The sequence below is a fragment of the Lactiplantibacillus fabifermentans DSM 21115 genome, assembly GCF_000498955.2.
In the GTDB taxonomy this organism is placed as follows: domain Bacteria; phylum Bacillota; class Bacilli; order Lactobacillales; family Lactobacillaceae; genus Lactiplantibacillus; species Lactiplantibacillus fabifermentans.
Map to the genome: position 1 here is coordinate 1 of NZ_AYGX02000075.1, position 13744 is coordinate 13744.

Here is a 13744-nt window from a genome sequence, read left to right on the forward strand (position 1 = left end):
ATGCTGAACAATTTGTCCAAAAATTCGGATTAAATTTGCAATCTACCAAATAACTAAAAAAGTTTTGAATAATAAAAACCAGCCAACCGCCACAAAAAATTAGTGACGGTTGGCTGGTTTACGTTATGCACTTGCTTAGTTGCGAGCAACGGCCAAAGGTGCGGTAATTTTGCGCGCAATTGGTTTGACGAAAAAGTCGCGGACGATTAAGGCCATAATGAGTGATTCAAGGAATTCTAGTCCGAATTGCACCGGGGTCATTTTGAAAAGGACGCCGTTCATTACTAATGCCCGCGTGCTCATCGTAAAGCACATGACTAAAATCATGGCCCAACCGCGAATCGTACTGGCCCGGTGAATAATGGCTTGATTATCGGTTAGGTTGCGCGTCCCGAATTTGATTAACGCGGCAGCAATGTTGGATGCGATTAATAAGTTAAAGATGAAGGCAAAGACAATCGTGGGCACGACGCTCGCTGCAAATTGATGAACGAGAGCGTTAGACCAGCCGCTACTCGTAACCATGCCTAACAAGCTCATGATGCTGCCCATCCCGATACACATAATTAAAGTAAAAGTTAAACGTTGTTTTAATGGCATAAAATTAAATCTCCTATTAGTTGATGAGTCAACTATAAATTATAGGCCATTTAGTTTAATTGTCAACTATTTAGCAAACTATGCTACAATAAAGGCATTCTGGGTGAGAAGGTGTCAACGGTGCGAACCAATGAATTAGGTAAGTATATCGGGGTGTTACATCGCCTGTTTCAAATTGCGATTAGTCGGGAGTTAACGTTGCCCGAATTAAATGCAACCAACGCGAACTTTTTATTATTTATTAGTGAACATGACCAAGTCACTGCCAAACAAATTGCGACGGAATTGGCCATCAACAAAGGCTTGGTCAGTCGCGAATTGACGCGGCTGGAAGCGGCCGGGTATATTGAACGTCAAACTGACGCGGCGGATCATCGGACAACGTGGGTCCGCATTACACCGCTGGGCTTACAAGCTTGTCAGACCATCAACGACTTGATGAGTCGGCTCTGGGCCCAAGTGCTGGGTGCTAGTGACCAAGGCAGCGTTGAAACTGTCGCGAGCGAGCTTGATTTATGGTCAAAACGAGCCGAAGATTTACAACCATAATAGTGAATTTTAAGGGCGTCCTGGGAGTTACTGGGGCGGCTTTTTTAGTACGTTAAAGTTAATATTCTGTTTTGGAATAATAATCAGTCAAAAGTGGATTTGTTCGCAATTACGGATGGGTCTAATATAATAATCGTAAGCCAAACTAAATGAGGAGGTTGAAATTATGGCGAAAGCACCTTACGATTTACGCAAAGTTTTAGATGAGTTACAACAGCACCCGGGGCAGTATCACGCGACCGATGTGCCGGTTGATCCCAACGCCGAACTATCAGGCGTTTACCGTTACATTGGCGCCGGCGGGACCGTCGAACGGCCCACACAAGAAGGCCCAGCAATGATGTTTAATAACGTCAAAGGTTTTCCGGGTACTCGCGTTTTAACGGGTCTGATGGCGAGCCGAAAACGGGTCGGATTAATGTTTCATCATGAATATCATACGTTAGGTCAATTCCTTAACGATGCGGTGGCAAGTCCGGTTGACCCAGTCACCGTTAGCGAAGACCACGCCCCAGCGCATGAAGTGATTCATCGGGCGACGGACGCCGATTTCGATATCCGTAAGTTAGTCGCGGCACCAACGAATACCGAATACGATGCCGGCCCGTATATTACGGTCGGGGTCGTCTACGGTTCTAGTATGGATAAGTCGAAGAGCGATGTGACGATTCATCGGATGGTCTTAGAAGATAAAGATACTTTAGGGATTTATATTATGCCCGGGGGTCGGCATATTGGCGCGTTTGCTGCCGAATATGAAGCGGCTAACAAACCAATGCCCGTGACGATCAATATCGGGCTAGACCCCGCCATCACGATTGGCGCCACCTTTGAACCACCGACCACACCGCTCGGTTATAACGAACTCGGCGTGGCGGGCGCGATTCGCCAAGCGCCAGTTGAATTAGTCGATGGCGTGACCGTCGATGAAAAAGCGATTGCCCGTTCAGAATTTACGTTGGAAGGCTATATTATGCCTAACGAACGGATGCAAGAAGATATTAATACGAATACCGGTAAAGCCATGCCTGAATTTCCTGGCTATGACGGGGATGCTAATCCCGCGGTACAAGTCATTAAGGTCACAGCCGTCACTCATCGCCAAGACCCAATCATGCAAAGTGTGATTGGACCATCTGAAGAACATGTCAGCATGGCTGGAATTCCCACTGAAGCTAGCATTTTGTCATTAGTAAACCGCGCCATTCCGGGCAAAGTGAAGAATGTTTACAATCCGCCTGCTGGTGGAGGTAAATTAATGACCATTATGCAGATTCATAAAGATAATGAAGCGGATGAAGGTATTCAGCGGCAAGCGGCCTTATTGGCGTTTTCGGCTTTTAAAGAACTTAAAACCGTCATCCTAGTTGATGAAGATGTCGATATATTTGATATGAATGACGTCATTTGGACGATGAATACGCGTTTTCAAGCGGACCAAGATTTGATGGTCTTGCCTGGGATGCGCAACCATCCCCTCGACCCATCAGAACGGCCCGGGTACGACCCGAAGTCGATTCGGACGCGGGGGATGTCATCGAAGTTAGTCATTGATGGTACCGTCCCATATGATATGAAAGATCAATTTGAACGAGCCCAATTTATGAAAGTTGATGATTGGGAAAAATATTTGAAATAGCGGGGTAACAACATGAAACGAATTATTGTCGGTATTACGGGTGCTTCTGGCACCGTCTATGCAGTGGATCTCTTGGAAAAACTTCATCAAATCGCGGACGTGGAAGTTCATTTGGTGATGAGTACGTGGGCTAAGAAGAACTTAGAACTCGAAACGGACTATTCTTTAAGTCAGTTGAACGACTTGGCGGACTACACGTATAACATTAATGACCAAGGGGCCACGATTGCGAGTGGTTCATTCCTAAATGATGGGATGGTCATCGTTCCTGCTAGCATGAAGACGGTCGCTGGGATTGCCACCGGCTTCGGCGATAATTTGATTTCACGTGCGGCTGACGTCACGATTAAAGAACAACGCAAACTCGTGATTGTTCCACGTGAAACACCGCTCAGTGTGATTCACTTAGAAAATCTGACGAAGCTCGCCCAGATAGGCGCGCAGATTATTCCGCCAATCCCGGCCTTTTATAATCATCCCAAAACGATTCAAGATTTAGTGAACCATCAAACGATGAAGATTTTAGACGCCTTCCAAATTCAAAATGAAACGGATCGACGTTGGGAAGGGGATTAAGCATGCCAACTTTTAAGACAACCCAAGCCGGGTATACGATGACGGCGGCGTTAACGGTGATTGGTTTTGACTTATTAATCGTCGTGACGGGTGGCTCCAATCCCCATATCGGTGATGTCACGATGGTTACGGCCAATACTGACCCCCAGACCGTGAAATATCCTAGCCATGACGGCCGGTTCCACAAAGATAACTTTATTTCCGACCGCATGGCGAAGCTACTCCAACCACATCTAACTGGGAGTTGCACGATTACCGCCGGAATTCACGTCAATCAAATCACCAAGGCCCAAATTGCAGCCGCCGCACCAATGACGACGGACTTGAGTCAACAAATTATTGCTTGGCTGAATGCCCATCCGATTCAAGCCGACCAGCCAGAATATTATGGGAACGATGAAGCTCCCAAATAGGACTAAATGAAAATGCCACTCAATCTAAATAACGGATTGAGTGGCATTACTAGTTCAAATCGAAAATGATAAGTGTTAGTGTGATTGGTATCGCGAACTTTTGGCTTAAAATGTGGGTAATGTGAAACGCTCGCAATGTAATAGGAGGAAAAATGGATAGCGATGAAATCGAAGTGACCATCACTGTGGATAGACAATTGCTAGCGGCAGCGACTAGCATTTTTGCGCAACAGCAACTATCGATGAACGCAGCCGTGACAGGACTAATGGCCCATAGTGTCTTAGAGCAGCAAGTCCCTTATCCAACGCAGCTAACGGATACGGAACAGGCTAGACTAGCACTATAATTAGCCACCGCGCAGCTACCGATTGAAGATTTAACTGACCCAGTTAAATTGAAAGCCTGGTTGGATGATCCAGAACAAGATTATTGATAGCTATATTATTGATTAAAACTATTTTGAATGAAAAACGTCACCTGGCAGATTGAGTTGGGTGACGTTTTTTAGTCGCAAGCTGGAACTGAGATAGTGGGCAACCTTAGGCATGTTGGCCCGCATCTTTTTTCGCCTGTTCGACCAAAATATTGTCGACGATATCTTGCATGCTAGTCTTCGCTAACCGTGCTTCCGCCGCCGTTTGGGCATCTTGGTAATATTGACCAAGGACATTTTGAATATTGCCACCGACGATGCAATCGGGGTTGGTCTTGGGGTCGACGGCGAACAACGGTTTGTCACCTTCGACGGCATAAAAAACAGCGAGTAATGAGATTTGTGACAGCGGCTTTGCTAAGGTTGGTTGGGCCGTCCCGGGGGTCGTGGCGATGAGCCCCGCTTGCCGTAATTTGCCCATTAAGCGGCGCACGACGACCGGACTCGTCTCGATGCTGCTGGCGATTAAGTCACTCGTCAACTTAGCATCGGCATATATTTCAATAAAAGCTAATAAGTGAATCGAATCACTGAATCGAGTTGAAACGCGCATCTGAAACGCCTCCTGTAACTATATTAATTACTGTGATTATAAACGATGCTGATGATAAACACAATCATTAAGAATAACTGGGCCTTTCATGTAACTTTTGCATTTAAAGGTCGCTTCTCACGAACAAATCAGTTATCATAGTGATGACAAATTGAGCAGTCACTGCAAAAAAGGAGTTAGGACAATGAGCGAGATTGAAACCATCCAAGCGTATTATGCGGCTTCTTTGGGGAAAGATGGGCGGATTACGAAGACCCAGCGGAAGATTTTAGCGGCAGCCTTAGCGCTATTTTCGGAAAAAGGGTATGAAAATGTGGGGACCCGTGAGATTGCGGATTGTGCCGGGGTGGCGGAAGGGACCCTCTTTCATAATTTTGTTAATAAAAATGGGATTTTGGATGCTATCATGCAACCCATCGTGCAAAATATTTTACCGGCGATGTTGAATACCCTCGACCAAGCCGTGCTCGACCAAGCGGACCAAACCTTGACGGCGTTTATTGTGGCGTTAGTGACTGACCGCGTGGCGTTTGTGGAACGCAATCAAGCATCGCTAGCGGTCATTTTATCGCAGTTTTTCAACAATGCTAAAGACCGCCAAGCGGTGCTGCAAATGGTGTCACCGGAAGTCTTAAAGCAGGCTAACGAGGTGATGGACCGCTTGAAAGCGGCGGGGGAATTGGTCGACTGGCCGAACCGGACGATTTTACAATTACTGTTCTCGACACTCGGCGGTTATATGGTGGAAGCCGTCTTATATCCACAATTGACGAATCGGGATACTCAGCAAACGATTAACCATCTCAGCGATTTCTTAGTTAACGGTTTGAGTCCGCGGCGGATGCCCTTACACGTTGATTAGCATGGGATTTGTTCAGTTTTAGGAACGCCAAAAGAATAAATAATATAATTTGACTAATTAATTAATGATGATATACTACCTAGTGGAATTAAAGCGAGCGCTCAATCCGAACCGCCCGCTGTTGAGGATCACACAGTAGTCCACAACCTGAATTCTAAACCAATAGAAGAGAGGGTTTCATAATGAAACTAGCAAAAACGAAGGATCGCTCAGCGACGAAGACCACTAAAGAACACGACAGTGGCATTCATTCGACTGGGGCCGATAGTAAGAGCTTGGACGAAGTTAATGGGAGTGTCCGGGTACCCAAGGACGCCAATTTCTGGCGCACCTTGATTGCCTATACGGGACCGGGCGCCCTTGTGGCCGTGGGGTATATGGATCCTGGTAATTGGATTACGTCAATTGCCGGTGGCTCGCAATATAAATACGCCTTGTTATCCGTAATCTTACTGTCAAGTTTGATTGCGATGTTACTACAAGCCATGGCGGCGCGGTTAGGGATTGTTACCGGAAAAGATTTAGCACAACTGACGCGAGAACGCACGTCCAAAGGAATGGGAATTTTCTTATGGATTGTCACGGAACTAGCGATTATGGCGACCGACGTGGCCGAAATCATTGGTTCTGGGATTGCGTTGAAATTGCTATTCGGGTTTCCACTGATTGTCGGGATTTTGATTACGACCGCCGACGTCTTGATATTGTTATTATTAATGAAATTAGGCTTTAGAAAAATTGAAGCCATTGTAGCGACCTTGGTTGCGGTAATTTTATTCGTCTTCTTATACGAAGTCATCATCTCACAACCAAATGTCCCTGAAATGTTAAAAGGCTATGTGCCAACGAGCCAAATTGTTAGCAACAAATCCATGCTTTACTTATCCTTAGGGATTGTTGGGGCGACGGTGATGCCACATAACTTGTATCTTGGTTCGTCAATTTCACAAACAAGACAAGTTGACCGCAACGACGAAAAAGAAGTGGCGAAAGCCATCAAGTTTACGACGATTGATTCTAACATTCAATTGACGGTAGCGTTCGTCGTTAACAGTTTGCTCTTAATCTTAGGGGCCGCCTTGTTCTTCGGTACTAAAGGTGATTTAGGTCGGTTCGTCGACTTATACAATGCCTTAGGGGATAGTAAAATTGTCGGTTCGATTGCCAGTCCAATCTTAAGTATGTTGTTCGCGGTGGCCTTATTGTCATCCGGGCAAAGTTCGACGATTACTGGGACGTTATCTGGGCAGATCATCATGGAAGGGTTCATTCGCTTAAAGATGCCACTCTGGGCTCAACGGTTATTGACGCGGTTAATCTCCGTTACGCCAGTGTTAGCTTTCGCGATTTACTACCATGGTAATGAAGCCAAGATTGAAAATCTCCTGACGATGTCGCAAGTCTTCTTGAGTATCGCGTTACCATTCGCGATGATTCCACTCGTTAAGTTCACAAGTGATAAAGGCTTGATGGGGAACTTCACGAGTCGTACTTGGGTCAAATGGACCGCTTGGATCGTCACAGTTGTCTTAATTATTTTGAATATTTACTTGATTCTTAACACACTGCACCTAGCTTAGGTCATTAGTGAGTAGTTACGGGGTTAGTAAAAAAGGTTCACCAATTAATGTTGGTGGACCTTTTTTAGTGGGGCTATGTTAAGCTGTTATCACGAGATAATGGGGGGATTGTTTTGACAAATCTATTAGTAATGTTCATGCTGGCGCTGATTTTAGTCGGGGTGATTGGCTGGCAACGCCATAATAAAATTATGTTGGCACTCGCTGGCGTTGGGGTATTAGGGTGTTTGGTTTTACTGGTATTACTGGTATTTGTGTTAATACCGGCGATGTAAATGTGATTAAAATATTGTTTAGAAAAACTGCCTGATGAAGAAAATTCACTAGGCAGTCTTTTTGTGTTGTTGGTTACCGAACTGCGCCCCACTAATTTGGTGACAGCGACGCAATCTCGGCCAGACTGGCTTCGAGGTTCGTTAAAAAGATGGTGATTAAATCATGTTCGCTAGCACTCAGAATACGATTGTCACGGACGGCAATGAAGTAGTTGAGTGACAAGAGACTGGCCGGTAACGGGTAAAGATTATATTGGTCGCCGGCGGGCTTGACGGCAATACTGTCGGGTAAAAAGGTCACCCCGAGGCCCTTTTCGGCGAGTTTGGCAATCGTGAATGTATTCGTACTTTCAACGACAATCTGTGGGTCGACGTTATATTTTTGGAGTAAGTAATCGACTTGGCGGCGAATCGAGGAACCGCGGGGCGATAAGATCAATGGCGCGTGCAGGAGCGCTTGGATATCGATACTACCGGGGTTGATGAAAGCTTGGTCGGGCTGATACAGTGGCGACGTTCGCGGAATAATCGCGTAATAGCCATCGCGGCCCCGGTCATGAATCGTTAAACCAGGGGCCACCGTTTCGGGATTTTGCCCCAGTAAAAAGTCGATTTCGCCATGCAGCAGGCGTTGTTCATTGCGCGCCAAAATGTCTTCGGTCAGCTCGACTTTGATTTCCGGATGGACTTGTAAAAAGTCGGGTAAGACTAATGGTAATAAGTAGTAGCCCAAACTCGATAAAACACCAATCCGAATGATTTGGTGGTCGGGGGCGACGTATTGCCGGATTTGTTTATGAAACTGGTCTTTTTGATTTTCCAATGACGTTAAGTATTGATAATAAACGCGGCCCGCAGGAGTTAAGGCCAGTGGGGTCGTGTCGCGATTGATGATGGGCACGCCGAGTTCTTTTTCAGCATTTTTAATGGTTTGCGTTAAATAAGGTTGCGAGATATATAAGTCTTTGGCGGCGCGCGTGAAGTTGCCGTGTTTTAATAAGACATCGAGAAAGCGCAACATATTAGTTGAGTCCGTTTTAGGCATGGGGTCCTCCAATCGGTCATAACGAATTAGCTATGACGCCATAGTTAAATAAATATTTCACAAATGACGGCGCTTACAATACACTGAGGTTAAGTCATGGTATTACCTTTATTATGCCATGAAATAGTTATCTAATAACAATTTAATTATAAACGCTGTACCCAAGAAAGGACGTTGAACGATGAAATTAGTTGGAATTGTCGGGACGAACGCCAAGATGTCGACGAACCGCCAGTTATTACAATATATGCAACAGCATTTTGCCGATCAAGTCACGATTGAAATTGCAGAGATTACCGATTTGCCGGCGTTTAATGAACCGGAAGACCGGGTGGCCCCCGCGGCGGTCCAAGCCTTATCGGACCAAATTAAAGCGGCCGATGGCGTGATTTTCGCCACGCCCGAATATGACCACTCGATTCCGGCCGCTTTGAAGAGTGCCATCGAATGGTTGTCATATACGACGCGGCCGCTCATCAATAAGCCGGTCATGATTGTTGGCGCCTCCAACGGGGCCTTAGGAACTTCGCGGGCTCAAGCGCATTTGCGGCAAATCTTAGAAGCACCAGAGTTAAAGGCGTTAGTTATGCCCAACGTAGAATATTTGTTGGGACACTCTTTACAAGCCTTTGACGACCAAGGTAATTTAACGGATCATGACAAAGTGGCGGAATTAGCCGATGATGTGACGGCGTTCTTAGCGTTTGTCACGTTAACTGAAAAAATTACCCCGGAAAATAAGTTCATGGAAAAGAATCAACAATTTTCGTGGAGTCAAATTGCGGATGGGAGAGACTAATATGAAATTAGTTGGAATTGTCGGCACGAATGCTAAAAAGTCTTATAATCGCGAACTATTGGAATTTATCCAACGCCATTTTAGTGACCAGGCCGAGTTAGAAATTTTAGAATTAACGGATGTACCGTTATTTAATGAAAACGATGACCAGTCACAAAGTCCGGTTATTCAAGCCTTTAATGAAAAAATCACGGCGGCCGATGGGGTCATCATTGCGACCCCGGAACATAATCATTCGGTCCCATCCGCGTTAAAGAGCATTATTGAATGGTTATCATTCAAATTACATCCGCTTGATGGCAAGCCGGTCATGATTGTCGGCGCTTCGTATAGTGTGCAAGGCTCATCACGGGCGCAATTACATTTGCGGCAAATCTTGGATGCCCCCGGCGTTAATGCCAGCGTCATGCCTGGTTCGGAATTCCTATTAGGGCGGGCACAAACCGCCTTTGATGACCAAGGTAACTTAAAAGAGAGTGGTACCGTCGCCTTTTTAGAGAGTTGTTTTGCCAAATTTATGAAATTCACCGATTTAGTTAATGCGATGAACGTGCCCGATGCCGTTAGCTACCAACCCGGCACCTACGCTGTGACGGCCGTGGGACACAACGGTAAGTTGCCAATGTCGGTCACGTTATCCAAAGACCGGATTGAAGATATTCAAATTGATACGTCCACCGAAACTAAAGGCATTGCGGAAGTCGCGTTCAAACGGATTCCAAAGGCGATTATTGATGGTCAAACATTGGCCGTCGATGCCGTTTCCGGGGCGTCGATGACGAGTCATGGGGTCATTGATGGGGTCGCTGAAGCGGTCAAAGCGGCTGGCGCTAATCCAGATGACTTGAAGAAACGCCAAGCACAGATGACTAAAGCCGTGCAAAATATTACGGACATCACCACCGATGTCGTTGTCGTCGGGGCCGGTGGGGCTGGTTTAACGGCCGCCGCGAAAGTCTTACAACAAGGTCGCAACGTCTTAGTCGTTGAAAAGTTCCCCGCAGTTGGTGGGAATACGGTCCGCGCGGGTGGTCCTATGAATGCGGCGGATCCAGAGTGGCAACATCAATTCGAGGCCATCCCGGGTGAAAAGCACACGTTAACGGAAATTACGCAAATTGATGAAGCCACGATTGCGCCGGAATATTTAGCTGATTTTCGGGTTTTAAAGACGCAAATCAACGCCTATCTTAAAGAAAATAAGGACCAACGCGGCTACTTATTCGATTCGACCTTATTGCACCGGATTCAAACGTATCTCGGTGGCAAGCGAACCGACTTGCAAGGTCACCAGATATACGGACAGTATGATTTGGTCAAAGTATTGACTGACCATGCCTTAGAATCCGTGAAGTGGCTCGAAAATATTGGTGTGGACTTCGATAAAAGCCAAGTCACGATGCCAGTCGGCGCAATTTGGCGGCGGGGTCACAAACCAATGGGCGACCAAGGCTTTGCCTTCATCAAGGCGTTACAAAAATTCGTTACTGACCAAGGCGGCCGGATTTTGACGGAAACACCCGTCCAGTCGTTAACGACTACGGCTGGCAAGGTCGATGGGTTAATCGCTCAAGGTCCCGACCATACTAAGGTGATTGTTCATGCCAAGGCGGTCATCTTAGCTTCCGGTGGCTTTGCGGCTAACACCAAGATGTTGCAACAATACAATACGTATTGGACCGCGATTGACGATGATATTAAGACGACCAACTCACCAGCGATGACCGGTGACGGGATTCGCCTCGGGACGAGTGTCGGCGCCGACTTAGTGGGGATGGGCTTTTCACAAATGATGCCGGTGTCTGACCCGGATACTGGGGAACTGTTTAGTGGCTTGCAAGTCCCACCGCAGAACTTTGTGATGGTTAACCAAGCTGGTAAGCGTTTCGTTAATGAATATGGCAGTCGCGATGAATTGACGCAAGCTGCGATTGATAACGGTAGCTTGTTCTACTTGATTGCCGACGATGAAATCAAAAAGACGGCTTACAACACCACCCAAGCAAAACTCGATGCCCAAGTTGCAGCCGGCACGTTATATCGTGCAGATACGTTAAGCGACTTGGCTAAACAGTTACAGATGGACCCGGCCGTGTTGACCAAGACGATTGAAAACTACAACTCATATGTCGATGCCGGTGAAGACCCTGAATTCCATAAGAATGCGTTCGATTTAAAGGTCCAAGTGGCCCCATTCTATGCAACACCGCGGAAACCAGCGACCCATCACACGATGGGCGGGTTAAAAATCGATACGGGCGCGCACGTTTTGAATGCGGACGGCCAAGTGATTGATGGGCTCTACGCGGCTGGCGAAGTTGCCGGTGGGATTCATGCCGGTAATCGCTTAGGCGGTAACTCATTAGCTGATATCTTCACCTTCGGCCGCATCGCCGCCACCAACGCCTTACAAGATGAATTAACGGTGACACCGCTGGGCTAATCTCGGTGCGGTAACATTGATATTTGCCGTTGGGCGTCAGCGATAATTCCAGCCATCGTGGCGACCGGTTCGAGCCAAAGAGCGGTCTCGAACCTCACTTTGGAGCTCGGCCTAACCCGCCAATCTCCAAAGATGTCGGTGCCGTAAGCTCGGCCAAAAGCATGCCGAACTAACGGCACTTTCACGGCGGCTTCCATTATCGCTGACGCCCAACTATATTTGTTTGCTATTTGAAATGGTGCGACAGCAATTTTGGAATTGCATCATTAAATGTTGGTCGCGCGTTGTCATTGTTTCCGCTAGGTGTTTCATTGTGGCACTAACCGACATTGAGAAAGTAGCACGCTACCTGGTATTACGGCTGCTATGATGATCATTCAATTGCTAAACTTGTTTTAATTAAAAGGCGCTCAGTCAACAAAAAATTGTGGCTGGGCGTCTTTTGTGACTGTTGTAAAGTGAAATTTAATTGGATAGCATGACACTACTAATGAATTGACTACGGCGTATCCTTTCAGCAGTTTGATTTCATTGTTAAGCCAGTTAACGCCACCGACAGCTTTGAAGGTTCTTTCTTCAAGTTGGGTATGAACGGCTAATTTTTGATTAGGACAACCACCATTGAAAATATTCAATTACAATCTCATACACTTAACGTTATTTTGAAATAGAGCTAGGATTAGCAGTTGGCCGACCGTAATGGAATCGTCCTGAAAGTGGCGTTAACGGGCGTTTTTTGGCCGTTTACACCACGGACGTCTTTTGAGACTTGGGTTTCAGGCTCAAAAGCGAGGTCCAAGACCGCTTCTCAGGCTTGGACCGGTCCCAAGACGATGGAATTACGGTCGGCCAACTGCGGCAATAACCAACTACTATAAATATCCAAACAGCAAAAACCGCACTCACCGAGGGAGATGAGTGCGGTTTTGTTATCCGGCGGACGCTAAGGAAAAAGGGGTTGGGGTAATTAAGTTAGCGAGCAGCGGGACGATACCAGTATCCAGGTCATAGATATCGGTGACGGTAGTGGCGTGCGTCGGGTCTTGAATGGCGGCGAGTAATTCAGCTTGGGAGGTTGCTAAATTACTGGCGGGCAATAACAAGTCGGCTGGTGGCATGGTGGCGGGTTGCGGGGCCCGGTCATGCACGAAGTAGGCGAAATCCGGCGCAGTGTTCAGTAGTAGCGTCAACAGACTAATCTGTTGGGGGTCAACGTTTGGCGCGAGTCGCTGCGTTTGATTGGGGGGGTAGACCATCGCAGCGTACGCTTGGGGGGCCAAAGTTGGTAAGTCACTAGTGGGCGGCAATAAGGTTACCGTTAGGCCTAATTGCCAGCTTGCTAATAACAAAACGGGAATCGCGGTTGCATTATTTAAACTAATGAGGATATTTTGCCCAGTGCCGACAGTTTGTTGTTGTAAACTCGTCCGGCAAAGGGCAAGGTCTTCGAGCAGGTCAGCGCCCGTATACCAAATGCCTTGGGCGTTGTTTTTCATTAGGGGTTGGGTGTAGTTTTTACGTAGTTGCACCGTGACTTGATCAGTTAAGTCAGACATTTGGTAGGCCTCCTTTAGTAATTTAGTTAATCAGCTTATTTAGCGGTTGGTTGGTATTTCATCTTGTCGAGACTTTGTGAACTCGTGTCGACTGTGTTTAAGACTTCCGTTTGCATCGTCTTTAAGGCCGTCTTAGTAGCGTGCGGGGTCAAATCATCCTTAGCGCTTGGGTGGCTGACTTTGGTCGCCAAGTTGGTTTCCCGGTTAACCCGGTTGACTAAAGCGGTTGAGGTAGGTTCGGGAGTGGCCGCGGTGGTATCGGCGGAAGCGGTCGCGCTCGTGGCGTATAAAGTCCCGGCAGCCATTAAAGTAATTGTTAATTTCGTAAATAATTTTTTCATAGTAATCAAACTCCTTTTAGTTGATTGGTAGATTGCAAATTTAATCCGAATTTTTGGACAAATTGTTCAGCATAACCTG

At 46.7% G+C, this 13744-nt stretch carries 17 protein-coding genes; 10 read left to right on the forward strand and 7 right to left on the reverse strand.

Annotated features, from left to right (window positions below; genetic code table 11):
• Positions 1-135: 135 nt before the first annotated feature.
• The gene (locus tag DY78_RS06580) at positions 136-600 is read right to left on the reverse strand and encodes a DUF2798 domain-containing protein (RefSeq protein WP_024625412.1); all 465 of its coding nucleotides are present in this window, start codon (positions 598-600) and stop codon (positions 136-138) included.
• A 120-nt stretch (positions 601-720) separates the two neighbouring features.
• Here DY78_RS06580 and DY78_RS06585 point away from each other — a divergent pair, with 120 nt between their 5' ends.
• The 5 genes from DY78_RS06585 to DY78_RS06605 all read left to right on the forward strand — a co-directional run bounded on the left by DY78_RS06585 (position 721) and on the right by DY78_RS06605 (position 4124).
• Positions 721-1149 carry a MarR family winged helix-turn-helix transcriptional regulator gene (locus DY78_RS06585; RefSeq protein ID WP_024625411.1) on the forward strand — a complete coding sequence of 143 codons (429 nt, stop codon included), beginning with the start codon at positions 721-723 and terminating at the stop codon, positions 1147-1149.
• 166 nt (positions 1150-1315) lie between these two features.
• Positions 1316-2788 (forward strand): UbiD family decarboxylase, encoded by a 1473-nt coding sequence (locus tag DY78_RS06590; RefSeq protein ID WP_033613556.1) that lies wholly within the window; start codon positions 1316-1318, stop codon positions 2786-2788.
• 12 nt (positions 2789-2800) lie between these two features.
• Positions 2801-3364 (forward strand): UbiX family flavin prenyltransferase, encoded by a 564-nt coding sequence (locus tag DY78_RS06595; RefSeq protein ID WP_024625409.1) that lies wholly within the window; start codon positions 2801-2803, stop codon positions 3362-3364.
• 2 nt (positions 3365-3366) lie between these two features.
• Entirely contained in the window at positions 3367-3777 is a 411-nt protein-coding gene (gene lpdD / locus DY78_RS06600) for a prenylated flavin chaperone LpdD (RefSeq protein ID WP_024625408.1), read from the forward strand.
• Between the two features lie 152 nt (positions 3778-3929).
• Entirely contained in the window at positions 3930-4124 is a 195-nt protein-coding gene (locus tag DY78_RS06605; protein WP_024625407.1) for a hypothetical protein, read from the forward strand.
• Positions 4125-4317: 193 nt separating this feature from the next.
• On the opposite strand, the gene DY78_RS06610 is transcribed toward DY78_RS06605, so the two are convergent.
• Positions 4318-4764, reverse strand: a complete 447-nt coding sequence (locus DY78_RS06610; RefSeq protein WP_024625406.1) for an Rrf2 family transcriptional regulator — start codon at positions 4762-4764, stop codon at positions 4318-4320.
• Positions 4765-4948: 184 nt separating this feature from the next.
• Between DY78_RS06610 and DY78_RS06615 the strand changes: the two genes are divergently transcribed.
• From DY78_RS06615 to DY78_RS16110, 3 genes are all read left to right on the forward strand, one after another.
• Positions 4949-5626, forward strand: coding sequence for a TetR/AcrR family transcriptional regulator (locus DY78_RS06615; protein WP_024625405.1), 678 nt, complete (start codon positions 4949-4951; stop codon positions 5624-5626).
• A gap of 182 nt (positions 5627-5808) precedes the next feature.
• Positions 5809-7206, forward strand: a complete 1398-nt coding sequence (locus DY78_RS06620) for an Nramp family divalent metal transporter (RefSeq protein ID WP_024625404.1) — start codon at positions 5809-5811, stop codon at positions 7204-7206.
• Between the two features lie 113 nt (positions 7207-7319).
• Entirely contained in the window at positions 7320-7481 is a 162-nt protein-coding gene (locus DY78_RS16110) for a hypothetical protein (protein ID WP_156093387.1), read from the forward strand.
• Between the two features lie 91 nt (positions 7482-7572).
• Here DY78_RS16110 and DY78_RS06625 read toward each other — a convergent pair whose 3' ends face one another.
• Positions 7573-8526: a LysR family transcriptional regulator gene (locus DY78_RS06625; protein ID WP_024625403.1), complete on the reverse strand. Its 954-nt coding sequence runs from the start codon at positions 8524-8526 to the stop codon at positions 7573-7575.
• Positions 8527-8707: 181 nt separating this feature from the next.
• Here DY78_RS06625 and DY78_RS06630 point away from each other — a divergent pair, with 181 nt between their 5' ends.
• Both DY78_RS06630 and DY78_RS06635 read left to right on the forward strand, forming a co-directional pair.
• Positions 8708-9325: an NADPH-dependent FMN reductase gene (locus tag DY78_RS06630; RefSeq protein ID WP_024625402.1), complete on the forward strand. Its 618-nt coding sequence runs from the start codon at positions 8708-8710 to the stop codon at positions 9323-9325.
• A gap of 1 nt (position 9326) precedes the next feature.
• Entirely contained in the window at positions 9327-11768 is a 2442-nt protein-coding gene (locus tag DY78_RS06635; protein WP_024625401.1) for a flavocytochrome c, read from the forward strand.
• On the opposite strand, the gene DY78_RS06640 is transcribed toward DY78_RS06635, so the two are convergent.
• From DY78_RS06640 to DY78_RS06655, 4 genes are all read right to left on the reverse strand, one after another.
• Positions 11765-11965 (reverse strand): hypothetical protein, encoded by a 201-nt coding sequence (locus DY78_RS06640; protein ID WP_033613559.1) that lies wholly within the window; start codon positions 11963-11965, stop codon positions 11765-11767. The genes DY78_RS06635 and DY78_RS06640 overlap by 4 nt on opposite strands.
• A 213-nt stretch (positions 11966-12178) precedes the next feature.
• The gene (locus tag DY78_RS06645; protein ID WP_024625400.1) at positions 12179-12403 is read right to left on the reverse strand and encodes a hypothetical protein; all 225 of its coding nucleotides are present in this window, start codon (positions 12401-12403) and stop codon (positions 12179-12181) included.
• A gap of 294 nt (positions 12404-12697) precedes the next feature.
• A complete protein-coding gene (locus DY78_RS06650) occupies positions 12698-13324 on the reverse strand; it encodes a hypothetical protein (protein ID WP_024625399.1) in 627 nt (208 codons plus the stop codon).
• A gap of 35 nt (positions 13325-13359) precedes the next feature.
• Positions 13360-13665: a hypothetical protein gene (locus tag DY78_RS06655; protein WP_024625398.1), complete on the reverse strand. Its 306-nt coding sequence runs from the start codon at positions 13663-13665 to the stop codon at positions 13360-13362.
• Positions 13666-13744: the final 79 nt, after the last annotated feature.